Raw genomic sequence first — 24,866 nt, 5'->3', positions numbered from 1 at the left:
TGCCGAGCGCATGCAAGTGACTGAACACGCCATCGACAGCCCACCGCGCCCCCAGCGGAATTGGCGCAACTGGCGCGCCTGGCAGCCAGAGATCATCCTGGCGGCGAGCCTGCTGGTGGTGGTGCTTATTGCCGCCATCGGAGGCATTGCGCTCTGGCAGATGCGCGACGATGCTTTGACCAGGGCAAGGGCGGATTCCGCCAATCTTGCCTTGACACTCGAGCGCAGCATCAGTCGAAACCTGCAGTCCTATGAGTTGTCGATGCACGGCCTGATCGATGGCATCAAGGACCCGGAGATCATGGGATTGCCCGTCTCCCTGCGGCAAATGGTGCTGTTTGACCGTTCGATCAATGCAGAAGACCTGGGTTCGCTACTGGCCACGGACGAACGGGGCAACCTTGTGCTGGATTCCCGATCGACGCCGCCGCGGCCTGTCAACGTGGGTGACCGTGACTATTTCAAGGTTCACCAGCAGTCCCCGAAAGCGGGTGTCTTTATAAGCCGGCCGTTTCAGCCGCGCATGACCGCCGAAGGCAGTTCGGTCGGCATCAGCCGCCGTCTCGACAAGCCCGACGGCAGCTTTGCCGGCATCGTGGTGGGCACGCTGCGCCTGAACTACTTCCGGCGCCTGTTCGATGGCGTGGACCTGGGCGAACGTGGCGCGCTGACGCTGCTGCGCACCGACGGTACGATCCTGATGCGGCGCCCCTATGACGAAGCGTCGATCGGCCGCGATATCTCGAAAAGCGCGTCGTTCGCGCCGTTGCTCGCTGCCGACCGGGGCACGTTCATCGGCAAGGCGGCCGTCGACAGTATCGACCGGCTCTACAGCTACCGGCATGTTCCGGACTTCCCGCTGATCGTTGTGGTGGGCTTGTCGATGGAAGACGTACTGGGACCATGGCGCACCAGGGCAAGGGTCCTGGGTGGACTGATTACCGTGGTGGATGCCCTGATCATCGCGCTCGCGGTCCTTCTCTCACGGCAATGGCGACGCCGCATGCGCATGGAGCGCCATCTTCGGCTGCTGGTCAGTACCGACGGATTGACCGGCGTCGGTAGCCGGCGTGCATTGGACGATATGGCCGACACCGAGTGGCGCCGAGCGCAGCGATATGGCTGGCCGTTGTCCGTGCTGATGCTGGACGTCGACTACTTCAAACAGTTCAACGATCGCTATGGGCATCTTGCCGGGGATGCCGCGCTGGCGTCGGTGGCGGATTGCATCGTACAGAAGATACGCCGCCCCGGCGATTTCGCCGCGCGTTACGGCGGCGAGGAATTTGCGGTGCTGCTTCCGAACACGGACGGCCACGGCGCCGCCGAAGTTGCCCAGTCGATTCGCGTAGCAGTAGAGGCCATGCGTTTGTCGCACGCCGACAGCGAGTTCGGGGAAATCACGATAACCATCGGGATCGCGACCGCGGACTTCGCCGATGGAGAAAATTCGGATCTTCGCTCGCTGTTCCTGGCGGCCGACGAGGCGCTGTACCTCGGCAAACTCGGCGGCCGGAACTGCGTCTCGGTCAGTGGCAATGTTGCCGATGTCATCCGGGGCACCAAGGAGGAGTACCGCTGGGCCGGAGCGTTGTAATGTGGGTGATTTGCTCCCCTCTCCCGCGAGCGGGAGAGGGGTCGGGGGAGAGGGCATGAGGTTCAAATTGCGACCTGTCCCGGCTTGAGCCGCCGGCTCTCTCCTGCAGTTGATCTGCAGGAGGGGAGACAACATGCGCCACCTCAAATTCTTACAGATCAGCGCTGGAGTTCCACTCCGATACCTGCCAAGATTGCGGCCCTTCATTTACCACTGGCATCAAGCGCAGTTTCATCATGGCCTCGCGGAAAGCACACCACGCCACCGGATGGGCGGCGGCCGTCATCGCCGCTGCTGTTATCGCAGAGCGTGGCACTGGAGAGTGGTACTGGGCGGGCGCGGCCGGCTTCATAGCGGCGGTGCTGGGGAGCACCGCTCCCGACTGGATGGAAGTGGCATGGTGGTCAAGGTCGCGGCGTCTATGGATTACGCATCGGACCTGGACGCATTGGGGCGTCGCGTGGATCGGCCTGCTGCTGGGTTCTTACCATGCACTGGGCACGCATGCGCTGGCGGCCCCGGCGTTCGGTTTCGCCTGCGGTGGTGTCATGCACCTGCTGGCCGACTGGCCGAACCCGCTGGGTGTGCCATGGATCGCCGGTCGCCACTCGCTGAACTGGTGGAAAAGCGGACGCTGTGACCTGGTCATCGTTGCCGCGTCGTGGCTGATCGCGTTGGCGGTTTCCGACGACCTCTGGTTTCAGGGAAGGCATAGCCTCGAACTGATTCGCCATCTGGGCTTTGGGTCCGCCCATTTCTGATCACCAGCGCAGCAGGCGCGGTCCGAGCAGCGCACCGATTGCGGTAGGTACCAGCATGCCGAGCACATACCACACGCCCCAGAACGCGACACCCATCTCCGGGCAGTGCAGGCAGTAGGCCAGCGTAGCGATGGCGCCCGACAGCAGGCCGCCCACGGCGCCGGTCAGGCGCAATCGCGTCGGGGCCAGTCCACGCAATGCCCAGAATACGGCAATGAACACGGGCACCGACAGCATGGTGATATTGAACGGACAGACTCGCCAGGTCTGTCCAAGCACTGCCGTCGCACGCTCGCCAGCCGGCGTCTGCGTGAGCACATACAGGGCGCCCAGCCAGACTGCCGCAAACGGTACCGTAACGCCCACCCAGCTGGCGCCGGTGGAAACGCCGGGTCGCGCCAGCCGCGTCGCCATCCACAATGCGCCCAACAGCAGCGAGAGCGGCAACGCTACCTTGGCCCAGAACAGCGGGGTGACCGCTACCTCGGCCAGGTCGGCGCGAACATGTAGCGTGGTGGCCACCAATAGCGTCGCCAATGCCGCGCCTGCCGCCACGGCGGTGCCAAAACGACGGCTCAGCACGTGCCGGTCGACCGGCGCGATGCCAGTGGCAAGCATGGAAATCAGGTCGTCCGTTTTCATCGCGATCCTCGAATCTTCGCCGCGAGCGCCTTCAGCCCACGATGCACGCCCACCTTTACCGCCGCTTCCGACATCCCGGTCATCTGCGCGGTCTCACTGACAGAAAGTCCCTCCAGCTTGACATGCACGATCGGCAGGCGCTGACGGTCGGGTAGCTGGTCAAGCAACAGGTTGAGGTCGCGCCTGGCTTGGGCCGGTTCCAGGTCCGGCGCCGCCAGCACGTCCTCCGCCGCCTCCAGTGGATCGCTCAACGCATCGTGCCGCGCATGTGCACGAAAGTGGTCGGCGAGCTTGTACCGGGCAATCGCGTGCACCCAGGCCGTCAGCGGCTGTCCCGGCAGGTAGGTATGGCGAGCATTGTGTACGGCCAGCAGGACTTCCTGGGTCAGGTCCTCGACGTCACCGGCCTGTTGCGGGAGCCGGTTGCGGAAATAGCCGCGCAGCATCGTTGCCAGCTCGGTCAGGAATCGTGCATACGCCGCCTGGTCGCCCGCCAGCCCGTCCGTAAAGAGATCGAGCAGGCGAGACTCCCGCCGTTTCAGCGCATCCTGTTCGATAGTTCGTTCCATCGATCGCGTTGGTTACACCGGGCTACATTAATTTGCGCGAATTCTACGCTGCCATGGCGCTTGTGTGTGTTGCGAGCCGCTTCGCCGGCGCATCGGTGTCTGATTCGGTGTCTGATTCGGTGGCTGATTCGGTTGCCGATTCGGAGCCATCGCATATCGTTAAAAAAATTCCTCGACCCCTGTAACCGGATGCGCCGCCGCTGCGAATTTCCCATCAGACGCACACATACCGTGTGAATCTGGTGCCCGCCGGACGAGGCGTGGCGCGATGTTCCGCCAACCGGGATAGTCCCGGTCCAACGCAAAGCAACAAGGAGTCGAGATGAACAAGATCGCAATCGCCGTGGTTTCCGCAGCGTTCCTGATGTGTGGCACCGCAGCGTTCGCCCAGACGGGTGGGTCGATGGCCAAGGATTCGATGGCCAAGGATTCGATGTCGAAAGACAGCATGTCGAAGGATGCAATGTCCAAGGATGCCATGTCGAAGGACGGCATGGGCAAGGATGCAATGTCCAAGGACAACATGTCCAAGGACAACATGTCGAAGGATGGCATGCACAAGGACAAGATGGGCAAGGCGAAGCCGCACGACAAGATGGGCAAGGATGGCGACGCCATGTCCGGTGGCATGAGCAAGTAACACTGGGCCGGGCAAGCTCGACCAGGCACCGGCCCGCGACTTGCCGTCGTGTGCCGTGCCTGGTTTGAGAAGGAGGCCGGAAGGAGACCAAAATGGGACCCTCGCATGACACTGTCAATTCCCGCGCCGCGCCACGCGTGATCCAGCCCGGCTGGGTGCGTATCTCGCACTGGCTCAATGCGCTGGCCGCCGTGCTGATGATGCTGTCGGGCTGGCGCATCTATAACGCATCACCGGTTTTCCCGGGCTTCAGCTTCCCGGGCGACATCACGCTGGGCGGATGGCTGGGCGGCGCGCTGCTATGGCATTTCGCGGCCATGTGGCTGCTGTTTTTCAACGGGCTGTTCTATCTGGCGATGAACGTCGTTACCGGTCGATTCGCCCGCAAGTTCTTTCCATTGGGGCCGCGCGCTGTGCTGGGTGATCTGGTCGCCGCGCTGCGAGGGCGCCTTTCGCATGCTGACCTGAGCCACTACAACGCGGTGCAGAAGTTTGCTTACCTGCTGGTGATGATCGTGCTGCTCGTGCTGGTGCTCTCGGGCATTGCCATCTGGAAGCCCGTGCAGTTTCCGCTGTTGCGTGAATTGATGGGCGGCTACGACTTCGCACGTGTGGTGCATTTCTGCGCCATGGCCTTGCTCGCCGCGTTTATCGTCGTGCATGTGGTGATGGTGGCGCTGGTACCACGCAGCCTGCTGACCATGATTCGCGGACGCTGATACAAACTGGAGCCTGAATCGTGAACACCAAACCTTCCAGACAATCGGCCGTCGACCGCGAGTCACTGGTAATCGATGTACAACGGGAACTCGAAGCACCGTCCCGGCGCCTGTTTGGCAAGCGCATCCTCACGCTTGGCGGCCTGGCCATGCTCACCGGTTGCAGCCTCAACGACGATGCCTCGGTGGAAACCTTCCTGTCGCGCGTGTCGAGCATGAACGACAAGGTGCAGGCGTGGTTGTTCGATCCGAACCGGCTCGCGCCGACCTACACGGAAGCGCAGATGACGCGGCCATTTCCGTTCAACGCGTTCTACGGCATCGACAAGGTTCCCGTGGTGGACGGCAGCGACTTCCGCCTCAAGGTCGGTGGACTGGTTCGGGAAAAGAAGAGCTGGAGCCTTGAGGAACTCTACGCGTTGCCCAAGGCCGAGCAGATCACGCGGCATATCTGCGTGGAGGGCTGGAGCGCGATCGGGCGATGGGGTGGTACCCCGTTCGCCGGTTTCCTGCAGCGGATCGGCGCGGATACCACCGCAAAGTATGTGGGGTTCCGCTGTGCCGACGACTACTACGAAAGCATCGACATGGCCACGGCACTGCATTCGCAGACCTTGTTGACGTTCACGTATGACGGCGAACGCCTGCCGGCCAAGTATGGCTATCCGATGAAGCTGCGGATGCCGACCAAGCTCGGCTACAAGAATCCCAAGCACATCATGGAACTGTTTGTCACCAACACCTTCCCCGGTGGCTACTGGGTGGACCAGGGCTACAACTGGTTTGGCGGGTCCTGAGGCAGGGTGCTGCAATCAATTTGCGCGGAGTGCGGCTCCGGTGAGAGGCAAGATTCACCTCTCACCTGGGAGCTGCCGCAGGCGCGGTCAGATCGTCGGCCAGTGCAGTTGCCCATCGCTACCGAGTACGCGCCCGTCTGGCGTTGCTGGCAGGTGCGTGATCTGCCCGACCAGAATCTGCTGCGGCGTACGGTAGATCCCGCCTTGTATGGCGGACATCGCAGTGACATCCAGGGGTTGATAGCTGGTGAGGTCTCGAATGACAAGGGTGCTCATGGCAGGTCTCCCAAAGTTGAGTGAGCGAAGGCGCTCGTTGGGTTAGTAGGCAATGAGCATGCCCGTAGGCGCAGATGCTGGGAGTAGCACAGAGAGCGGGTGTGGCGTGATGGCTGCTGCGCTGGAGGTGTCAGGGTGTTGGTGCGCGCCAAACACTTGGGGCACCAAACGTTGGTTTTCCGCTAGGACGCATAGCCATCGTGGTGGATTTGGTTGCGTTTGTGCACACAACGCGCATTTATGCATACGTAGCGCCGCGCGGTAGTAGAATCGCAGCATCCTCACTTGTACCCGCAGTTATCCATGCCCGATGAAAAAAAGAGCAGCTTGTCTGACACCATCCGTGCTGCGATCGAGCAAGACATATTGAGCGGGAAGTTGCCCAGCGGCACGCAACTGGAAGAACAGCAACTGCTGACGAGATTCAACGTGTCGCGCACGCCGGTACGCGAGGCGCTGATCCAGCTGGAATCGGCCGGACTGGTGGATCTGGTGCCACGCCAGGGCGCCATCGTGGCGTCGATCACGCTGCGTGAGTATGTGGCGATGAGCGAAATCCTGGTGCAGCTGGAATCGCTGGCCGCGCGGCTGGCGGCGCGTCGTATCTCTGCAAGCCAGCGCAAAGCCATCCATGCCGCGTTCGATGCGTGCCGCGCGGCGGCCGAACAGGCTGATGCCGATGCGTATCGCGAGGCTAACGACGTGTTCCACCACGTTATCTACGACGCAAGTTGCAACGACATCCTGGCGCGCCAGATCCGCACCATGCGTGCCCGCATGCGTGGCATGCGCGACTTGCGTTTCGAAAAGCCAGCGCGCATCCACGCCTCGCTGGAGGAGCATGGTCAGGTGATGGAGGCAATCTTGCGCGGCAGCGAGGACGATGCCGCCGCGGCCATGGTGCGTCATATCGCCACCGGCGGCGATGTCTATGCAGACATGATTGCGTCGATGCCTGGCGACACCAGCGCGCGCGCCCGGCGCTGAGCGCGGGCGCATGGCATCACGGCTATCGAGAGCGCATCAATCGAGCTTTACGCCAGCTTGCACGATCCGCTCCAGCGCGGTCCGGCCGTCGGCAGATGCCCATTTGCCGAAAGCAGCCGGTGATTCGGATAGCGAGACCTCGCTGCCATTCGACGCCAGCTTGGCGCGCAGTTGCGGATCGGCCATGACCTTCTTGGCCGCGGCGAAGATCTTGTCGCGGACTGCTGGCGGCATGCCGGCAGGACCATACAGCCCAAACCAGAACGTGAAGTCGAAGCCGGGCAATCCCGTTTCGGCCAGCGCCGGCAATCCCGGTGCCACCTCGGAAGGTGTGGGCGTGGTCACCCCGATCATCTTCACCACGCCCTGGGTACCCATCGGCAGCACCGAAGCCGCCGTGCCAAACGACATCTGCACCTCGCCCGCGGCCACTGCCTGCAGGGCCGGAGCGCCGCCTTTGTAGGGCACATGCGTCATCTGTGCGCCCGTGGCCTTCTCGAACTGCAGTCCGGCCACGTGCGGTGAGCCGCCGATGCCCGACGAGGAATAGTTGAACTTGCCGGGCTGCGCCTTGACCTTGGCGACGAGCGCCTTGACGTCCGTTACATCGAGGTTCTTGTTGACTGCCAGGATCAATGGCGAGATCGTCAGCCGGGTGATCGGCGTGAAATCGTCGGCCTTGTACCGCGCTTTGTAGAGTCGCTGATCGATGCCGTACAGCGTCGCCGTGGCCAGGCCAAGCGTGTAGCCATCGGCTGGTGCCGTGGCCAGCGCGGCCGAGGCCAGCGTGCTGCCGGCGCCCGGCTTGTTGTCGACGACGACGGTCTGGCCCAGTTGCTTCGACAGCGCCTCGCCAAAGATGCGCGCGACATAGTCGGCGGCGCCGGCTGGCGTATAGCCGACCAGCAGGCGGATCGGGCGGACGGGATAGTCATCGGCGGCGGCCGAAGCCTGCGCGAATGAGAGGGCAAGTCCGGCCAGCGCCAACGCGCGCAGCGTGGGCGCAAATCGGTGTGTCATGAGTGTCTCCGTTGTTGTTATGTTTGTCTTGCTTGTCATGCCGCGATGTTGGCGTCGCGCAGGCGCGCGATGCTGGCATCGTCATGACCCAACTCACGCAGGATGGCGTTGGTGTGCTCGCCCGGATCGGGGGCGGCGCTGGCAAAGCGATCGGGGTGAGGGGCGGCCGACAGGTTGATTGGCGAACGCAGCAACTCCATCGACCCCAATACCGGGTGGTCAGCCGGGCGCGTCATACGCAGGTGCTGAACCTGTGCGTCTTCGAACGCCTGGCCAATATCGAATACGGGCCCGCACGGCACTCCCACTGCATTCAGGCGCGAGGTCAGTTCGTTGGCCGTGAAGTCGGCCGTGCACTGGTTGATCGCGTCTTCCACGCGCTCGCGCTGCGCCGCGCGGCCTGCGGCGGTGTGTAGTGAAGTGTCGGCCAGCAGCCAGTCGGCGCCAACCGCAGTGCAGAAGTTGGTCCACATGCGGTCGGTGCTGGCTGCGATATTGACCACGCCATCGCGGCACCGATAGGTGCCCATTGGTACCAGCGTGGGATGCGCATTGCCCTGCTGCGAGGGGACGACGCCCTCCACCGTATACCGTGCGCCCTGGAAGTCGAGCTTGTTCAGCATCGCCTCGATCAGCGACGTATGCACCCATTGGCCGCGACCCGTGCGCTGACGTTGCAGCAGCGCCAGCAGGATGCCTTGTCCCAGGAACATGCCCGCCGTCGTATCGGAGATCGCAATGCCCACGCGCAGTGGGCCTTGTCCAGGCATACCGGTCACCGAGCTGAGGCCACACATGCCCTGGACGATCTGGTCCAGTCCCGGCCGTTCGGAATACGGGCCGTCCTGTCCGAAGCCCGAAATGCTGGCAAGGATCAGACGCGGGTTCAGTTCGCTGAGCCGTTCGTAAGTCAATCCCAGGCGCTGCTTGACCACGGAGCGGAAGTTTTCCACTACCACGTCGGCCTTGCGGGCGAGCCCGGCCAGGATTTCAGCGCCTTCGGGTGTTTTCAGGTCCAGGCACAGGCTGCGCTTGTTGCGATGGAGGTTTTGTTCGTCGGAGCCGCGGCGGCGTCCGGTGACCGATCCGCGGTCGCGCGGTGGTGGTGGTTCGATGCGAATGACATCGGCTCCCCAATCCGCCAGCAGGCGGACGGCCACGGGGCCGGCACGGGCGATTGAGAGGTCCAGGACGGTACAACCGGACAGCGGCAGGTCTTGAGTCATCTTGTGTTTCCGTGCATCGTGAATGCGTAAAAGTATACGGATAACAGTTATAAAAATACGTATACGGATTTTCCATGATGCTTTTCAGAGTTTCCTGGGCTACGATGCACCCTCAAGCCTCCGATTCGACCACCTTGTTGCACCGGATATGGTCGGGATGGTCATCATCCTGCGCAATTAGCCGATTCTTCGTCACTCAATTCAATGTATGCACACAAAGACCATTCGTATAAGTAAAAACGGAGGGCCGGAAGTGCTGGAGCTCTGTGAAGTGGAAATCGAGCCCCCGGCGCCCGGTGAGGTGCAAATCCGCCAATCCGCAATCGGCCTGAATTTCGCAGACATCTATCAGCGCAAGGGCGCGCATGGACCGCACGCGCCGACGCCGTTCCCAGTGACGCTCGGCGCGGTAGGTGCCGGCATCGTCACGGCGTTGGGCGATGGGGTGAACGGCCTGACGACCGGTCAGCGCGTGGCATATATGCACCCGGGGGCGTACCAGGTCACTCGCAACGTACCGGCGCATCGCGTAGTGCCGCTGCCGGATGCAATTTCGGAGCAGGTCGCTGGCGCAACGCTGCTACGCGGGCTGACGGCTGAATACCTGCTGCGGCGTCTTTATGTCGTGCAACCAGGCGATGCGGTGCTGGTGCATGCAGCAGCGGGCGGAATGGGTGTGCTGCTGTCGCAATGGGCGCGCGCACTGGGCGCCACTGTGATTGGCACGGTCGGTAGCCAGGCCAAGCTGGAGGTGGCGCTAGCGCACGGCTGCCATCACGTGATTCCCTATCGCGAAGCCGATTTTGTGGCCGAGGTCATGGCGTTGACCGATGGTCAGGGTGTCGCGGTGGTCTACGATGCCGTGGGCAAGGACGTCTTCCTTCCCTCGTTGCAATGCCTGCGGCCACGTGGCATGGCCATCAACTACGGCACGGCCTCTGGCGATGTGGCAGCGTTCGACCTGCAACTGCTCCATGCGAAATCGCTGATAGTGTCGCGTCCGACGTTGCGATCGTTCATTGCCGATGCCGTTTCGCTCAGGCGCGCCGCGCAGGCGTTGTTCGATGCGGTCGAGGCCGGCCACCTGCGGCTGGAGGTCGGGCAGGCGTTTGCGTTGGCGGATGTACAGGAAGCCCATCGCCGGCTGGAAAACCGTGCGACGACCGGGTCCACGGTATTGATCCCCTGAAGCAGACCATGTCCATGAAACTCTTCCACGGCTGGCTATCCAGCGCTTCACGTCGCGTACGGCTGTGTCTGGCCGAGAAGGGCATCGACTACGAAAGCGTGCCCGTAGACATGGCCGCGCAGGAACACCATACGTCCGCGTTCCTCGCCATGAATCCGAATGGCGTGGTGCCTGCGCTGGTGCTCGACGACGGCCGTTTTCTCTACGAGAGCTCGACAATCTGCGAGTATCTCGATGCCGTGTATCCGACTCCGCCGTTGCGACCCGAGGATCCGTATGCGCGTGCGGAGATGCGCAACTTTATCCGTTGGACCGACGAGAAATCGCTGCCCAACCTCTTGATCCTGAACTGGAGTGTCGCGTTGCAGCCGGTGGCGTCGCAATGGACCGATACGGCACTGGAACAGCGCCTGGCGCGCGTGCCAACCGCGGAGCGCCGCGAAGCGTGGCTGCGTATTGCGCGCAAGCCTTACACCGACGAGGAAAAGGCCGCAGCAAGCAAGGCGCTGCTGGCGTTGATCCCGAAGATGGAAACCATGCTTGCAGGCAGGCGCTGGCTAATTGGTGACGGCTACACGCTGGCCGATATCGCGGCCATTCCGTTTGTCGCACGTATCGCGGAGCTGGCACCCGCAGCGCTGGCGGCCGATTGCGCGCCAGCGGTCGCCGATTGGTGGCAACGTGTGCAACAGCGTCCAGCGTTCACGCAGGCCTGCCTTGAACGATTCGATGTCGCGCTGCAAAGGCGGTACGTCGAACAAGCACAACACGCACAACAAGCAGAACACCCCGAACACCACGAACACGCGGCGCGCTCTGCCGCCGTTTGACGATCATTTCCTCCGGAGTCAACGTATGCAAGCAGAAGGTTCTCTTCCCACCCTCGAGATTTCCGGTCATGTGGCCATCCTGACGCTGCAGCGGCCCGGTGTGGCCAATCGCCTGGGCCCCGATGACCTCACCGCGCTGCAGCAGCATATCGAAACGGTCAATGGCAGCGATGTGCGCGTGCTGCTGTTGCGCAGTACCGGCAAGTATTTCTGCAGTGGATTCGATATCGGCAAGCTCGCGGCGGGACAGCGCGGCGCGGGTTTCGAGCCGTTGGTCAATGCCATGGAAGATTGTCGCGCGGTGACCATCGCCGAGATCCAGGGCGGCGTATACGGCGGCGGAACCGATCTGGCGCTGGCCTGCGACTTCCGCCTGGGCACCGACGCCGTGGAGATGTTCATGCCCGCGGCGCGCCTGGGCCTGCATTTCTACGAGCGTGGCATGCGTCGGTATATCACCCGGTTGGGCCTGAACCAGGCCAAACGGCTGTTCCTGACCGCGGAGCGCATCCAGGCGCCCGAAATGCTCGCTTGCGGCTTCCTGACCGAACTGCTGCCTGCCGATGGCCTGCGCGAACGTGCCGATCAACTGGCGGAAACGGTCGCCGGTCTGGCGCCACTGGCAGTGCAAGGCATGAAGCGGCATCTCAACGCCATCGCGCGTGGTGCGCTCGACACCGTCGCACTGGCCGAGGACGTGCGTCGCGCCACGCAATCGGAAGACATTCGCGAAGGATCGTTGGCCTGGAAAGAGAAGCGCCGGCCGGTATTTACCGGTAAGTGACCGGCCTTGGCGGGTAGTCGCCGATAAAGCAGGTCATGCGGGTCGGCTGGTCTGGCGACGCTGGGCCAGCCAGATGCCCGCGCCAATGCAGACAAGGCCTGCGCCGTGATACCAGTGCGGTGACTCGCCCAACAGGACGGTGGAAAGGACCGCCGCAAACAGCGGGGTCAAGGTGATAAAGAAGACCGGCAGTTGAGCGCCGGCCCGCGAGATGGCACGGTCCCACGCGAAGTACGCCAGCAGCGAAGGCACGGTGCCTACATAGAGCAGGATCCATGCGACCTTGCCATTCCATTGCAACGGTTGCGCGAGCAAGCTGACTTCCCAGATGGCGACGGGAATGCTTGCGATCACGCCAGTCACAATCTGCGCCAGCAGCAGGACCGGCAGCGGCAGGTCAGGGCGACCCTTGCGCAATAGCCAGGTGTAGAAACTCCAGCAGATGGTCGCCGCGAGCATGTAGAGGTCGCCGGGGACGAACTGGAACTGGGCGAAGCGGCTGGGTTCACCGCGCATCAGTACGAATGAGACGCCCAGCAGGCAGAGCAGGGCGCCCGCCACGTGCCATGACCGAAAACGCTCCTTGAAGAAGCAGGCGCCGATGATCAACAGGAACAGCGGCGTCGAGGCACCAATCAGCGTGACGTTGATCGGCGTGGATGTGGTGAGCGCCAGGTACTGGAACGCGTTATAGCTGGCGATCGACACCAGGCCCATGGCCACCAGAATGCCGGCATGCCGCCGCAATGCGGTGCGATGGGCAACCACGCCACGCCATGCATAGGGCGCCAGCAATACACCCGCAATGATCCAGCGCACGAGATTCAGCGTGATGGGCGGCACGGCGTCGGCGGCAAGCCGTCCGACGATGGCATTTCCGGCCCAGGCCAGCGGCGGGAATGTCAGCAGAAACAACGTGGTCGGATCGATACGGGTGGTCTTCATCGTGGGCCTACGGCTTCGATTTCAGCCGGCGGCGTTCATTGACCGCTTCGCTGAGCCGGTCCAGTACAGCCAACGAGTCGTCCCAGCCGATGCAGGCGTCGGTGATGCTCTGTCCGTAGGTCAATGCAGACGGTTTGTGTTCGCCTGGGGTGAACTTCTGCGCGCCAGGGAGCAGATGGCTCTCAACCATGACCCCGAAGATCGATGCACTGCCGCTGCTGATCTGTTGCGCCACGTCTTGCGCGACATCGATCTGCTTCTGGTGCTGCTTGCTGCTGTTGGCATGGCTGAAATCCACCATCAGCGAATTGCCAAGGCCGGCGGCTTGCAGTTCCTTGCAGGCGGCCGCCACGGATTCCGCATCGTAGTTGGGCGCCTTGCCACCACGCAGGATGACGTGGCAGTCCGGATTGCCCTTGGTATGCACGGTCGCCACCTGGCCGTTCTTGTGCACGCCCAGGAAATGATGCGGACGTGAAGCGGCCTGGATCGCGTCGATGGCAATCTTGATATTCCCGTCGGTACCGTTCTTGAAGCCGATCGGCGCCGATATGCCGGAAGCCAGTTCCCGGTGTACCTGGCTCTCGGTGGTGCGGGCGCCGATCGCGCCCCAACATATCAGGTCACCAATGTATTGGGGAGAAATCACGTCCAGCAACTCGCCGGCCGCCGGCAATCCAAGGCGATTGATATCCAGCAGCAGGCTGCGCGCGATGCGCAGGCCCTCGTCGATGCGGTAGCTCTCGTCGAGGTACGGATCGTTGATAAGTCCTTTCCAACCTACCGTGGTACGCGGTTTCTCGAAGTAAACGCGCATCACGATCTCGAGCGTGTCGGCGTAGTGCAGACGCTGTGCCACCAGCCGCTGCGCATACTCGAGTGCCGCCTGCGGGTCGTGAATCGAACATGGCCCCATGATCACAAGCAGCCGGTCATCGTCGCCATGCAGAATGCGCGAGATGCCTTGGCGCGTCTGGGTGACCAGGGATTCGACAGGCGTGCCACGGATCGGGAAGAAACGGATCAAGTGTTCAGGCGGAGGCAGCGGAATGATGTCTTCCACATGGGCGTCATCGGTTACGCTGGTGCGATCCGGCGGTGCCTGCCAGCCCTCGGCAATGGTCGGCGGTGATTTTTGCGGATCAGTCATGGGGAACTCCTGAAATTCTGGGAAAAGAAGACCTGCCGTGGATGCGCATGATAACGCCACAGACCGAACCTCGTTCTATTTAACCTTGCGTACTTCCGTATCGGCTGCCGCGATGACGGTGCCGTCCTTTGCCAGCGGTTCCATCCGCGCCACGGGCTTGCCGGTGCGCCGGTCGATCAGTACGGAATGGCGCTCGCCATTGGCGAACAGGTTGCGTTCGCCCCATTGGCGCAGGGCAAGAACCACCGGGAACAGCCGTTCGCCGCGGGCCGTCAGCGCGTACTCCTGATAGGCCGAGCCATCCGAGGCCGCGCGGGTCTCAAGGATGCCGGCCTCCACGAGCTTCTGCAGGCGGTCCGCCAGGATGTTCCGTGCCATGCCCAGGCTGCGCTGGAAATCGCCGAACCGCCTTACACCATCGAAGGCATCCCTGATGATCAGCAGTGTCCATCGATCTCCAATGGCGTCGAGCGCGCGCGCGACCGGGCAAGGTTCGTCGTTTGAAAGCTGAGTGCGAGGCATGAGGCGGCTACCTGTCGTCCGGGTATGTGGTTGCATTTTAAAACTGGTTGCCATAGCATTCAACCAGTTTCAATTTGCAACTACATAACCTGCATAACGAGGTCTTCCCATGGATACGCCACCGGTATCGGTTGAGATGCCACGCGGATTGCTGATGCTGTTTGCCATAGCCAGCGGACTGAGCGTGGCGAACGTCTACTATGCGCAGCCTTTGCTCGATTCGTTGGCGCTGGAGTTCTCCATTGGTCATGCCGCTGTAGGTGGCGTGGTGGCGATGACGCAAGTGGGTTGCGCGGCCGCGCTGCTGTTCCTGGTTCCGCTTGGGGATATCGTCGATCGTCGGCGTCTGATGGGGGTTCAGCTATTGGCGCTTCTCGGGGTGTTGATCCTGGTCAGCGTGGCGCGATCCGTCCCGGTGCTGTTGGCGGGCATGCTGGGCGTTGGCCTGCTGGGAACGGCAATGACACAGGGGCTGCTTGCCTATGCGGCCAGCGCTGCGTCCGCGCGGGAGCAGGGCAGCGTGATAGGTGTAACGCAAGGCGGTGTATTTATCGGGCTGCTTTCCGCAAGGGCCTTCTCGGGCGCGGTCAGCGATCTTGCCGGCTGGCGCGGGGTGTATTTCGTGGCGGCGCTGCTGATGGCGGCGATCGCCGTGCCACTATGGCGCCGGCTGCCAAAGCTTGAGCACACGCATGAGCGGGTAGGTTATTTGCAATTGATCGCGTCGATGTTCTGGATGTTGCGCAAGGAGCCTGTCCTGCAGGCCAGGGGAATGCTGGCGCTGCTGATGTTTGCGGTATTGAACATTTTCTGGAGTGCGTTGGCGCTCGCGCTCGCATCGCCGCCGTTTTCGCTTCCGCATACCGCCATTGGCGCATTTGGGCTGGTGGGTGTGGCCGGCGCGCTGGCTGCCGCACGCACCGGGCGCTGGATCGATCGCGGATATGGACAGCGCGTGACAGTGGGCGCACTGGTGCTGTTGCTGCTTTCCTGGTGGCCGCTATCACAGATGTACGGCTCCCTATGGATGCTCGTTATCGGCATCGTGCTGCTGGATGCAGGCGGGCAGGCATTGCACGTCACCAACCAGAGCCTGATCCTGCGTACCCGGCCGGGCGCCAATGGGCGGCTGATCGGCCTGTATATGCTGTTCTATGCCATGGGCAGCGGCCTTGGGGCGCTCGGCACCACTGCTGCGTATGCGCATGCCGGCTGGCAGGGCGTCTGTTTGCTTGGTGGCTCCGTCAGCTTGCTGGCATTGGCATTCGGTGCTTCATTGTGGCGACCAACGGCTGTCTCGCATGTAGTTTGAAGGTCTAGGTCGGAGCCGGAACTTGGTCATGGACAACCCAAGTCCCGTTCCCTCTCCGCCGCAGGAAAAATTGCCGCACCGAGTCCGGGAAAGGTGTCCTATTGTGTGTTGGCATTAGGGTCGCATGCGAGTGCCTTTTACGGCATCAAAGCGTTGAGCCAATACATTGACTTCAGGAGGCGCCGATGAGCAAGCGTGACTGCCACGCTCAAGCATGAATTCATGGAAATGCTGCCACCGACGATTTTATTTTTCTTCGCGCTCCATATTGTGGCGATAATTCGGGCGCTAATGATCCGAGGTACGGGAATCTCGCTGCCAGCGTCGGCTTCGGCGCTGCTTGCCGGGATCAACTGGCCGCAGCTCTGGGCGATCCAGATACTGTTAGTGACGTTAATCATCAACTACTGCGTGATCGCCGAGCTTGGTCGCGTGATAGGCCGGGACAAGCTCAAGGCGATAATCCTGGGTCCGCTTCCGCGGATGGTTTCGGAAAGGAGTACCAGGCCTTAAGCCAGCCGCCAGCCCCCTCGCTACTTGCTGTGATGCTTCGCGGGGCGGCCAGGATGAGTCGCTGGGGATGATGCGGGTTGGGCGGCGGGGGGCGCCGATGGCGAACCCGGGGCCGGAGTAGGCGCCGCCGGCGTGTGAGACGACGCTCCAGTTGCGCCTGGCGGCATAATTTCGACGTTATACACCTTCTTGCATTCTTCTACGGCCGGAGATACGTAAAGAAACTTTACCCATTCAGCCTTGGGGTTTTGATTTACAGCAACCGTGACGACCTGATAGATGAAGAGTGCGGCGGCGAGTGAGAGCAGATTGCCGAAGGCGTAATCATAGAATCGTAGAAGGACGGGGTAATTGTGTTCTTTGAACGAGGCCCACAGCTCGTCCATTTGTTGTCCTGGGCGAACATGAGCATCGCCCGCTTGCCCCTCGTCTTTCAGTTGAAGCCAGGTAAAGAACGCCTTGAATAACAGCACTGCTGAAAATAATCCCGGAATGGCGGCCATCGAGGCGTAGACGTACAGAATATTTTCGAGTATCCCAACGTGTTTCCCGAATGAATGACCCGCAGGAAAGACGTTCAATTGGATATTCTGTGCTAATTGAGCACGAGCCGATTCCCTTGGGAGCTGGAGATTCGCGTCCTTGCAATACTTGTCCACCCAGACCGAGGATGCCCGGAGTAGAAGGAGACGGCGAAATCGGGTAAGCAAAAAGACGAAGATGTCCGGAAAGATCTTAATCTTGTGCTGAATGTATCTGGGCGGGTCGGTGTTCTCCTTGGACTCCCATTTGAACGAGATCTCACTATTGAGCAAAAAGATGAGCGCGACAGCCAACGCAAAGAAGCCATACTGAAACGGAGAAATGTCGCAGTTCACCATTTGAGCCCGCTTTGGGTCGTCGGCTCAGGCCGAACTCAAGCCAACCGCCCCGTTATTGGCAATATTTCTCACGATAGAAGTTGGGCACCTGTCTCGGTAGGTAGCCAAAAGGATGATGAGAACCACTATTGAAGCGAGTCCAAATCAAAGCCATAGAGCGCGGCCGGATTTCGCCAGCGAACCGCATCGGCAAGCATGCCAGCGTTTGCCAACCATGCCACGATGGCGCGGCACTCCTCGGCGCGTGCCGGTGCTTCGTGATTGGTCCACGGCCAATCACTGCCCCAAAGCAGTCGGTCCGCACCGGCTATCTGTAGCCACTGCCCAGCCAGTGCCTGCCATTCCTGCGGCGAGACCAGTCGGTATGGCGCGCTGATCTTGACCCAGAGCGGCCGGCGGGCTCGCACTGCGCGGGCGGTTTCGAATACCGGGTCGTCCACGCCGAGCGGGCCTGGCCTGCCAAGGTGATCGAGCACCACGGGAGTTGGTGTGTCGCCGAGCGCGCCATCGAGCGTGGACAACACGGCGGCGCCGTCGCCGTTGTTGGTGTGCACCTCGACATGCCAGCCAAGCATCGCTATGCGCTCGAACAGCGCGCGCCACGGCGCAGTATCGATGCGGCGCCACTCGGCATCGCCATACAGGTTGAGACGGATACCCTTGACACCCGCGGCATCGAGTACCGCAAGCTGCGCATCGTCGACGGTTGGATCGACCACGGCAACGCCGCGCAATCGCCCCGGCATGCGGCCCAGCGTGGCCAGCAGCGCCGAGTTGTCAGTGCCGAGGAAACTCGTCTGGACGACCACCCCATAGGGGTCGACTTGAGCCGTCGCATCAGCGGCGCCGCTCGATGGGCCACCCACCGTGCCGGCCACGGCCAGCATCGCCAGCCAATCTTCGAGACGCGCCGCATAGGGCGGGCGATAACGTGCCGATGCCACGGCCGCGCCGGCATCGAAAACATGAAAGTGGCAATCCACCAGCGTCTGGCTTGTCGTCATCGGCAGATCTCCTCTGTGCGGGTTACTACCGATATGGTAGTTCAACCCGGTCCGGGTACTCTAGTCCTCTATAGGAGTTGAATTTAACACGGACACCAGATGCCAGACAACATCATGCGCCAGTCAGGTGCCGCAGCGGCGGGTATGAGCCGCTACGGCCAGATCGCGGCGCAGTTGCAGCAGAAGATCGTCACGGGAGAGTGGTCTCCGGGCACGGCCATTCCGGCCGAGAGCGCGCTGGCGGGTGAATTCGGCATCGCGCTCGGCACGATCCGGCAGGCGATTTCGGTACTGGTTCAGCAGGGACTGCTGGAGCGGGTACAGGGCAAGGGCACCTACGTGCGAACTGGCCTCAGCGGCGCCAGCATGATGCGGTTTTTCCGATTTCGCTCGGAGGCCGACGCCGAGGCGGATCCCACCGCTGTGCCAAATTCGGAAATCCTGGCATGCCGCAGTGTGCGGCTGGACAAGGCCATGGCCAACCGTTTCGGACTCGACACCGGCGCGCGTGGGTTGTGCATCTCGCGCCGCCGCTCGGTTGATGGCACGCCGCGCCTGCTTGAATCGATCTGGTTGCCGTTGCCGCGTTGCGCGGCGCTGCAGGACACGCCGGTGGCCGAGTGGGGCGAACTGCTCTATCCGCTGTTGCAGCAGCGGTGTGGCATCACCGTGCACCGGGCCATGGACGAAGTGACATTCCGGCTGCTCGATGAAGAGGAGGCCGGGTTGTTGTCGCTGCCGCCATCTCATCCTTGCGCCATGGTCACGCGGCAGGCCTTCGATATCCAGGGCCAGTGCATCGAGTACCGGCTGACCCGGGGCGATGCGTATGCCTTCCGCTACACGGCAGAAATCCGCTGACAACAGCACCAATTACATTCGATGGAGACACCCCTCATGCGTTATCCGACCCGCCTCGGGCTAGCCGCCACGGGCGCTTGCCTGGCCCTGCAGCCGGCTCTGCTGCACGCTGCGGAGTCCGCCGCGTCATGGCCCACGCGTCCCGTGACGATCGTCGTCACGTATCCGCCTGGCGGCGGTGCGGACCTGATGGCCCGGTTGATCGCGCCGGGACTCGGCCGTGAGCTCGGCCAGACCGTGATCGTGGAAAACCGCCCGGGCGCGGGCGGCCAGATCGGCGCGTCGTACGTGGCCAAGGCTGCGGCCGATGGCTACACGCTGATGGTGGACGCGTCATCCTATGCGGTGAACCCGAGCCTCTATCCGCGCTTGCCCTACGATCCGGCCAAGGCGTTTCGGGCGATTGGCGTGCTGGCACGCTATCCCAACGTACTGGTTGCCAATCCCGCCTTCCCGGCCGCGACGGTCAAGGATGTGGTGGCGTTGGCCAAACAGAAACCGGGAACCGTGGCGTTTGCATCGTCGGGCAATGGCTCCGCGCAGCACCTTTCCGGCGTGTTGTTCGAGCAGCGCGCCGGCGTGGACCTGCTGCACGTGCCTTACAAGGGAGGCGGTCCTGCCATGACCGATGTCATCGCCGGACAGGTGCCACTGTTCTTCGCCAATGTGGCGTCGAGCCTGCAGCACATCAAGGCGGGCAAGCTACGGCCGCTGGCGGTGACCAGCCATGCGCGCACGTCGGCGCTACCGGCGGTGCCGACCATGGCCGAAGCGGGCGTGGCCGGCTACGAAGTCTATGAATGGAACGCCGCGTTCCTGCCTGCCAGCACGCCTGACGCCATCGTCGCGAAATTGTCCGATGCCTTGCAGAAGGTCATGAACAGTCCGGAGATCCGGCAGCGTGTGGCGGAGCTGGGCGGCGAGGTGGTGGCCGCACCGCCGGCCGAGGCAACGCGCTTTATCGACACGCAGACCCGGCTCTGGGCCAAGGTCATCAAGGACGGCAACGTCAAGCCCGAATAACGCCAGTCGGCATCGACACATCACAACAAAACCAGGAGATTCCCATGAACCCATTCGACCCCGCTCGCCGGGACATACTCAAGCTGGCGGCCGCACTGGGCGCCAGCACGTTGGCGCCGTCGCTGGCCCGCGCGCAGGCCTGGCCGTCCAAGCCCATCCGGTTGGTGGTGCCGTTCGCACCGGGCGGCAGTTCCGAAATTGTTGCCCGTTCCACGGCGGCAGAGTTGACCAAGCTGCTGGGTGTGTCGGTATTCGTCGAAAACAAGCCGGGCGGCGCGGGCAACATTGCCATGGCCGAGGTCGCGCGTGCCGATGACAACCATACGCTGATCCTCGGCCATATCGGCACGCTGGCGGTCAACCCCTACATTTTCCCGAAGCTCTCCTACGACCCGATCAAGGATTTCCGGCCGATTTCGCTGCTGTCGAAGGTGCCCAGCCTGTATGTGGTGCACCCCGATGTGCCGGCAAAGAACCTGAAGGAATTCATCGCGCTGGCCAAGAGCAAGCCGGGCAAGCTGAACTATGGGTCGGCCGGCAACGGCAGCGCCGGCCACCTGGCGTTCGAATACCTGAAGGCGACCACTGGCACCTTCATCACGCACGTACCGTATCGCGGCAGCGGTCCGCAGATTACCGACCTGCTATCGGGACGGCTCGATGCCGCGGCGGTGGGCGCCCCTGCCATTCTGCAGTTCATCAAGACCGGCAAGTTGCGTTGCATCGCCACTGGTACGGCGCAGCGCATTCCGCAGTTGCCCGATACGCCTACGGTGGCCGAGCAGGGATATCCGGGCTTCGAGATGACCCAGTGGTACGGTCTTCTTGCGCCGGCCTCGCTGCCCCAGCCAGCGGCGTCCAAGCTGGCCGAGGCGACCATCAAGGCGGTCAAGAGCCCGAGTTCCGTGGAGCGGCTGAGTGCCGATGCAGCATTGGTGGCGGGCACCACGCCCGAGGAATTCGCACGCTTCATTGCTATGGAGCAGCAACGCTGGAAACCGATCGTGGCGCGTGCCGGGATCAAGCCGGACTAAGAAGGCCAATCGAACCAGGTTGACTTCGGCAAGCATCGCTCGGATGTTTGTCGGCTCGGCCTGGCTGCATGGCCAACGGTTGCAATTCACCTGCGCCGTTGAGCCTTCGCATTGCCAGGCTTGCCGAATTCTTCCACCAGGAAGTCGATGAACGCCCGTGCTCGCGCGGTTTGGTTGCGGCGCTGGGGGTAGTACACGAACAAGTCGGCAGACGGAACCTTGTACTCGGGAAGCACCACGCGAAGACGGCCGCTCTCGAGGTACTTGGCGAGATCCCATTCGGAGCGGATGAGAATGCCTTGCCCATCCAGAGCCCACCCAAGGACGATATCGCCGTCATTGCTGGAAAGCGCACCTTCTACCTTGATCGTCTGCTGTTGGCCCGCATGATCGAAACGCCAGACACCATAGGCGCTGTCATTTTGTCGGTGGATGATGCAGCGGTGGTGCACCAGGTCGGCAAGTGATTTCGGCACGCCGAACTTGTCGAGATAGCCCGGCGATGCGCAGAGGAAGCGCCGATTCGACATGATCCTCCGCGCGGACAGCCGCCGATCCGGCAGTTCGCCAAAGCGGATGGCCAGGTCGATGCCGCTATCGACAAGGTCCACCGGCCGGTCGGTGACCTCGAGTTGCACTTCCACACGGGCGTGGCGCCTGGCAAATTCCGAGACCAGCGGCGCGATGGTGGTGCGTCCGAAGCCGAGTGTAGCGTTGACTCTCAGCAGTCCGCGCGGCTCGGCTCCGCTGCTCGATACAACGTTCTCCATCTCCCGCAGATCCGCAAGGATCCGCGTCGCATATGAAAGATAGGTCTCTCCCTCGTTCGTCAGGCTGATGCTTCGCGTGGTTCGATTGACCAGGCGCACGCCTAGCCGCGCCTCCATCAATGCGAGTCGCTTCGTGGCTGCTGGCGGCGTCAGGTCCAGCTCGCGGGCTGCGCCCGACAGCGTTCCCAGCTTGGCGACGAGCACAAAGAACTCCAGTTCCGAAGCAAAGTCGGTTTTCACTTTGATTTAATAATGTTGTGAGCTGGATTGAATTTTAGAACAGCCTTCCGCGCCTAATCTACCGATTCCCACGCCGGTGGCGTGCACATTCTGTGTATCAGGAGACACATTGTGAGAATCGTAGAAATCCGCGAAAAGACGCTTCCGATCAGTTCGCCCATCCGTAACGCCTACATCGACTTCAGCAAGATGACGCTCAGCCTGGTCGCCGTGATCACCGACGTGATCCGCGACGGCAAGCCAGTGGTGGGCTACGGCTTCAACTCCAATGGCCGCTACGGCCAAGGCACCCTGATGCGCGAGCGGTTCATCCCCCGCATCATGGAAGCCGACCCGGCATCGCTGGTGGATGCCACCGGCGACAACCTCGATCCGCACAAGATCTGGGACACCATGTTCAAGAACGAGAAACCGGGCGGCCATGGCGAGCGTTCGGTGGCCATCGGTACCATCGACATGGCGGTCTGGGATGCCGTGGCGAAGATCGAGGGCAAGCCGCTGTTCCAGTTGCTGGCGGATCGCTATGGCAACGGCCAGCCTGACCGCAAGGTGTTTGTGTATGCGGCCGGCGGCTACTACTACCCGGGGCAGGACCACAGCAAGCTCAAGGACGAGATGCGCAGCTACATCGATCGTGGCTACACCGTGGTCAAGAAGAAGATTGGTGGTGCATCGCTCGATGAAGACCTGCGTCGTATCGACTCCATCCTCAGCGTGCTGCAGGACGGCCAGAAACTGGCCGTGGACGCCAATGGTCGCTTCGACCTGGACACGGCCATCCAGTACGCCAAGGCCCTGTCGCAATACGACCTGTTCTGGTACGAGGAACCGGGCGACCCGTTGGACTTCGAGTTGCAGGCCACGCTGCGCAACTACTACGACAAGCCGATGGCCACGGGCGAGGACCTGTTCTCGATGCAGGACGCCCGGAACCTGATCCGCTATGGCGGCATGCGTCCGGACCGTGACTGGCTGCAGTTCGACTGCGCGCTGAGCTACGGCCTGGTCGAGTACCTTCGAACGCTGGACATGCTGAAGCAACACGGGTGGTCGGCCAGCCGCTGCATTCCTCATGGCGGACATCAGATGTCACTGAACATCGCCGCTGGCCTGGGTCTGGGCGGCAACGAAAGCTATCCCGACCTGTTCCAGCCGTTCGGCGGCTTCCCCGATGGCGTCAAGGTCGAGAACGGTTACCTCACGATGCCGGACCTGCCGGGCATTGGCTTCGAGGGCAAGTCGGACCTGTATAGCGTGATGCAGCAACTGTCGGCCTGAAGCCGCAATGCGCATTCGAGGCACCGTCCATTACTGAATGCCAGGCAAGAAAGAAGTGATTGTTCCGCAATCACGTCTCCGCAGGCAAGCGTTAGCATGCACTCCATAAAGATTCACATAAAAATGGAGACATCCCATGAAGTTCGCTCGTCTTGCGGCATTCCTTGCTTGCGCCACCGTTTTGGGAACGGCATCGGCACAGGTTTTTCCCCAGCGCCCGATTCGGCTGATCGTGCCTTACGCTCCGGGTGGCAGCGCCGATATCGCCGCGCGTCTGGTGTCCGATGCCTGGTCGAAAGCCCTGGGCGGCACCATCGTCGTGGAAAACCGTGCCGGCGCGGGCGGCAACATTGGTGTGGATGCGGTCGCCAAGTCGCCGGCCGATGGCTACACCATTGGTCTGCAGACGGTTTCGCTGGCCATCAATCCAGGCCTGTTCCCGCGCATGCCCTACGACACGCTCAAGGATCTGGCCCCCATCGGAATGGTGGCTGGTTCCCAGCATGTACTGGTCGTCAACAACAAGATCCCGGCGAAGAACCTGCAAGAGCTTATCGCTCTGGCCAAGGCGAAGCCGGACAAGATGACCTACGGCTCGGCAGGTAACGGCAGTACCTTTCATATGTCGGCTGAACTGTTCAAGTCCGTGGCCAATGTGTCGATCGTTCACGTGCCTTACCGCGGGGGCGGCCCCGCGCTTGTCGACACGATCGCCGGCCAGGTGGACATGTGCTTCCCGGTGGTCTCGGCTGCGCAGCAGCACGTGCTGGCCGGCAAGCTGACCGCCCTTGCCGTGACGGGCTCCAAACGTTCCTCACTGCTGCCAAACGTGCCAACGGCGGCCGAAGCAGGCTTGCCCGGCTACAACTTCGAGACGTGGTTCATGGTCTTCGCACCGGCCGGCACACCGAAGCCGGTGATCGAGAAGCTCAATGCAGCCCTGAACTCGACCCTGACAGCACAGGCGATGAAAGATCGCATGCTCAAGGAAGGTTTTGAACCAATGCCCTCGACGCCGGACGCGGCCCGCCAGCGTCTGGAGAAAGAGATGCCGGTGTGGGCCCAATTGATCAAGCAGCGCGGCATTACTGCCGAGTGATTGGAGCTGCGGCCTTGAGAAATGAAGGTCGCTACTTCCACACTCCCATGTCACTTCTTCACTACACTTCCGAGTAACGAGCGTTCTTCCAGCCAGGGCACAGGCGGGACGGACGCCATAAGTGCGGAACAAGATGCAGGACGGAGCGTGACACGGGGTGGGCGGCGCTTGCCGCTCGCGCCTCGGCCACAGGGAGT

General features: G+C 62.2%; 27 protein-coding genes. 16 read left to right on the top strand and 11 right to left on the bottom strand.

Annotated features, from left to right (window positions below):
- Window positions 1-10 precede the first annotated feature (10 nt).
- Complete coding sequence (locus ACO550_RS28815) at window positions 11-1,597, top strand: diguanylate cyclase (protein WP_315595782.1); 1,587 nt, start codon at window positions 11-13, stop codon at window positions 1,595-1,597.
- Window positions 1,598-1,833: 236 nt separating this feature from the next.
- Window positions 1,834-2,358: a metal-dependent hydrolase gene (locus ACO550_RS28810; RefSeq protein ID WP_315595781.1), complete on the top strand. Its 525-nt coding sequence runs from the start codon at window positions 1,834-1,836 to the stop codon at window positions 2,356-2,358.
- Here the strand turns inward: ACO550_RS28810 and ACO550_RS28805 are convergent, their stop codons facing one another.
- Window positions 2,359-3,000: an NrsF family protein gene (locus tag ACO550_RS28805; RefSeq protein ID WP_315595780.1), complete on the bottom strand. Its 642-nt coding sequence runs from the start codon at window positions 2,998-3,000 to the stop codon at window positions 2,359-2,361. It lies immediately after the preceding gene.
- Complete coding sequence (locus tag ACO550_RS28800) at window positions 2,997-3,569, bottom strand: sigma-70 family RNA polymerase sigma factor (RefSeq protein WP_315595779.1); 573 nt, start codon at window positions 3,567-3,569, stop codon at window positions 2,997-2,999. Before ACO550_RS28800 ends, ACO550_RS28805 begins: the two co-directional genes overlap by 4 nt.
- A 322-nt stretch (window positions 3,570-3,891) precedes the next feature.
- On the opposite strand from ACO550_RS28800, the gene ACO550_RS28795 reads away from it, so the two are divergent.
- From ACO550_RS28795 to ACO550_RS28785, 3 genes are all read left to right on the top strand, one after another.
- A complete protein-coding gene (locus ACO550_RS28795) occupies window positions 3,892-4,209 on the top strand; it encodes a pentapeptide MXKDX repeat protein (RefSeq protein WP_315595778.1) in 318 nt (105 codons plus the stop codon).
- 92 nt (window positions 4,210-4,301) lie between these two features.
- A complete protein-coding gene (locus tag ACO550_RS28790) occupies window positions 4,302-4,928 on the top strand; it encodes a cytochrome b/b6 domain-containing protein (protein ID WP_315595777.1) in 627 nt (208 codons plus the stop codon).
- Window positions 4,929-4,948: 20 nt separating this feature from the next.
- Window positions 4,949-5,725, top strand: a complete 777-nt coding sequence (locus ACO550_RS28785) for a molybdopterin-dependent oxidoreductase (protein WP_315595776.1) — start codon at window positions 4,949-4,951, stop codon at window positions 5,723-5,725.
- An 87-nt stretch (window positions 5,726-5,812) separates the two neighbouring features.
- Here ACO550_RS28785 and ACO550_RS28780 read toward each other — a convergent pair whose 3' ends face one another.
- A complete protein-coding gene (locus tag ACO550_RS28780; RefSeq protein ID WP_315595775.1) occupies window positions 5,813-6,001 on the bottom strand; it encodes a hypothetical protein in 189 nt (62 codons plus the stop codon).
- A gap of 303 nt (window positions 6,002-6,304) precedes the next feature.
- On the opposite strand from ACO550_RS28780, the gene ACO550_RS28775 reads away from it, so the two are divergent.
- Entirely contained in the window at window positions 6,305-6,988 is a 684-nt protein-coding gene (locus ACO550_RS28775; RefSeq protein ID WP_315595774.1) for an FCD domain-containing protein, read from the top strand.
- A 36-nt stretch (window positions 6,989-7,024) separates the two neighbouring features.
- On the opposite strand, the gene ACO550_RS28770 is transcribed toward ACO550_RS28775, so the two are convergent.
- A complete protein-coding gene (locus ACO550_RS28770) occupies window positions 7,025-8,008 on the bottom strand; it encodes a tripartite tricarboxylate transporter substrate-binding protein (RefSeq protein WP_315595773.1) in 984 nt (327 codons plus the stop codon).
- A gap of 35 nt (window positions 8,009-8,043) precedes the next feature.
- Window positions 8,044-9,234: a CoA transferase gene (locus ACO550_RS28765; protein WP_315595772.1), complete on the bottom strand. Its 1,191-nt coding sequence runs from the start codon at window positions 9,232-9,234 to the stop codon at window positions 8,044-8,046.
- A 208-nt stretch (window positions 9,235-9,442) separates the two neighbouring features.
- Between ACO550_RS28765 and ACO550_RS28760 the strand changes: the two genes are divergently transcribed.
- From ACO550_RS28760 to ACO550_RS28750, 3 genes are read left to right on the top strand one after another with little or no spacing between them, the layout of a single operon-like run.
- Entirely contained in the window at window positions 9,443-10,423 is a 981-nt protein-coding gene (locus ACO550_RS28760) for a zinc-binding dehydrogenase (protein WP_315595771.1), read from the top strand.
- A gap of 14 nt (window positions 10,424-10,437) precedes the next feature.
- Entirely contained in the window at window positions 10,438-11,253 is an 816-nt protein-coding gene (locus ACO550_RS28755) for a glutathione S-transferase family protein (RefSeq protein ID WP_485995045.1), read from the top strand.
- Window positions 11,254-11,278: 25 nt separating this feature from the next.
- Complete coding sequence (locus ACO550_RS28750) at window positions 11,279-12,037, top strand: enoyl-CoA hydratase-related protein (RefSeq protein WP_315595769.1); 759 nt, start codon at window positions 11,279-11,281, stop codon at window positions 12,035-12,037.
- A gap of 33 nt (window positions 12,038-12,070) precedes the next feature.
- On the opposite strand, the gene ACO550_RS28745 is transcribed toward ACO550_RS28750, so the two are convergent.
- The 3 genes from ACO550_RS28745 to ACO550_RS28735 all read right to left on the bottom strand — a co-directional run bounded on the left by ACO550_RS28745 (window position 12,071) and on the right by ACO550_RS28735 (window position 14,654).
- Entirely contained in the window at window positions 12,071-12,982 is a 912-nt protein-coding gene (locus ACO550_RS28745; protein WP_315595768.1) for an EamA family transporter, read from the bottom strand.
- Window positions 12,983-12,989: 7 nt separating this feature from the next.
- Window positions 12,990-14,132 (bottom strand): 3-deoxy-7-phosphoheptulonate synthase, encoded by a 1,143-nt coding sequence (locus ACO550_RS28740; protein ID WP_315595767.1) that lies wholly within the window; start codon window positions 14,130-14,132, stop codon window positions 12,990-12,992.
- Between the two features lie 75 nt (window positions 14,133-14,207).
- Window positions 14,208-14,654, bottom strand: coding sequence for a winged helix-turn-helix transcriptional regulator (locus ACO550_RS28735; RefSeq protein WP_315595766.1), 447 nt, complete (start codon window positions 14,652-14,654; stop codon window positions 14,208-14,210).
- A 136-nt stretch (window positions 14,655-14,790) separates the two neighbouring features.
- On the opposite strand from ACO550_RS28735, the gene ACO550_RS28730 reads away from it, so the two are divergent.
- The gene (locus tag ACO550_RS28730; RefSeq protein WP_315595832.1) at window positions 14,791-15,966 is read left to right on the top strand and encodes an MFS transporter; all 1,176 of its coding nucleotides are present in this window, start codon (window positions 14,791-14,793) and stop codon (window positions 15,964-15,966) included.
- A 222-nt stretch (window positions 15,967-16,188) separates the two neighbouring features.
- Window positions 16,189-16,479: a hypothetical protein gene (locus ACO550_RS28725; RefSeq protein ID WP_315595831.1), complete on the top strand. Its 291-nt coding sequence runs from the start codon at window positions 16,189-16,191 to the stop codon at window positions 16,477-16,479.
- A gap of 20 nt (window positions 16,480-16,499) precedes the next feature.
- Here the strand turns inward: ACO550_RS28725 and ACO550_RS28720 are convergent, their stop codons facing one another.
- Both ACO550_RS28720 and ACO550_RS28715 read right to left on the bottom strand, forming a co-directional pair.
- Window positions 16,500-17,360 (bottom strand): hypothetical protein, encoded by an 861-nt coding sequence (locus tag ACO550_RS28720; RefSeq protein WP_315595765.1) that lies wholly within the window; start codon window positions 17,358-17,360, stop codon window positions 16,500-16,502.
- Window positions 17,361-17,485: 125 nt separating this feature from the next.
- The gene (locus tag ACO550_RS28715; protein WP_315595764.1) at window positions 17,486-18,364 is read right to left on the bottom strand and encodes an amidohydrolase family protein; all 879 of its coding nucleotides are present in this window, start codon (window positions 18,362-18,364) and stop codon (window positions 17,486-17,488) included.
- 99 nt (window positions 18,365-18,463) lie between these two features.
- Between ACO550_RS28715 and ACO550_RS28710 the strand changes: the two genes are divergently transcribed.
- Genes ACO550_RS28710 through ACO550_RS28700 form a run of 3 tightly spaced genes read left to right on the top strand, consistent with a single transcriptional unit; the run spans window position 18,464 to window position 21,282 of the window.
- Window positions 18,464-19,225 carry a UTRA domain-containing protein gene (locus tag ACO550_RS28710; RefSeq protein ID WP_315595763.1) on the top strand — a complete coding sequence of 254 codons (762 nt, stop codon included), beginning with the start codon at window positions 18,464-18,466 and terminating at the stop codon, window positions 19,223-19,225.
- 36 nt (window positions 19,226-19,261) lie between these two features.
- Window positions 19,262-20,248 (top strand): tripartite tricarboxylate transporter substrate binding protein, encoded by a 987-nt coding sequence (locus ACO550_RS28705; RefSeq protein WP_315595762.1) that lies wholly within the window; start codon window positions 19,262-19,264, stop codon window positions 20,246-20,248.
- A gap of 44 nt (window positions 20,249-20,292) precedes the next feature.
- Window positions 20,293-21,282: a tripartite tricarboxylate transporter substrate-binding protein gene (locus ACO550_RS28700; RefSeq protein WP_315595761.1), complete on the top strand. Its 990-nt coding sequence runs from the start codon at window positions 20,293-20,295 to the stop codon at window positions 21,280-21,282.
- Window positions 21,283-21,368: 86 nt separating this feature from the next.
- On the opposite strand, the gene ACO550_RS28695 is transcribed toward ACO550_RS28700, so the two are convergent.
- On the bottom strand, window positions 21,369-22,292 hold the full coding sequence (locus ACO550_RS28695; protein ID WP_315595760.1) for a LysR substrate-binding domain-containing protein: 924 nt from the start codon (window positions 22,290-22,292) through the stop codon (window positions 21,369-21,371).
- A 111-nt stretch (window positions 22,293-22,403) separates the two neighbouring features.
- On the opposite strand from ACO550_RS28695, the gene ACO550_RS28690 reads away from it, so the two are divergent.
- Window positions 22,404-23,570: an enolase C-terminal domain-like protein gene (locus ACO550_RS28690; RefSeq protein WP_315595759.1), complete on the top strand. Its 1,167-nt coding sequence runs from the start codon at window positions 22,404-22,406 to the stop codon at window positions 23,568-23,570.
- 136 nt (window positions 23,571-23,706) lie between these two features.
- A complete protein-coding gene (locus ACO550_RS28685; RefSeq protein ID WP_315595758.1) occupies window positions 23,707-24,669 on the top strand; it encodes a tripartite tricarboxylate transporter substrate-binding protein in 963 nt (320 codons plus the stop codon).
- Window positions 24,670-24,866 lie beyond the last annotated feature (197 nt).

Source organism: Cupriavidus sp., assembly GCF_057315035.1.
The sequence above is the reverse complement of the archived record's forward strand: the minus strand, read 5'-3'. Positions and strand labels throughout refer to the sequence as shown.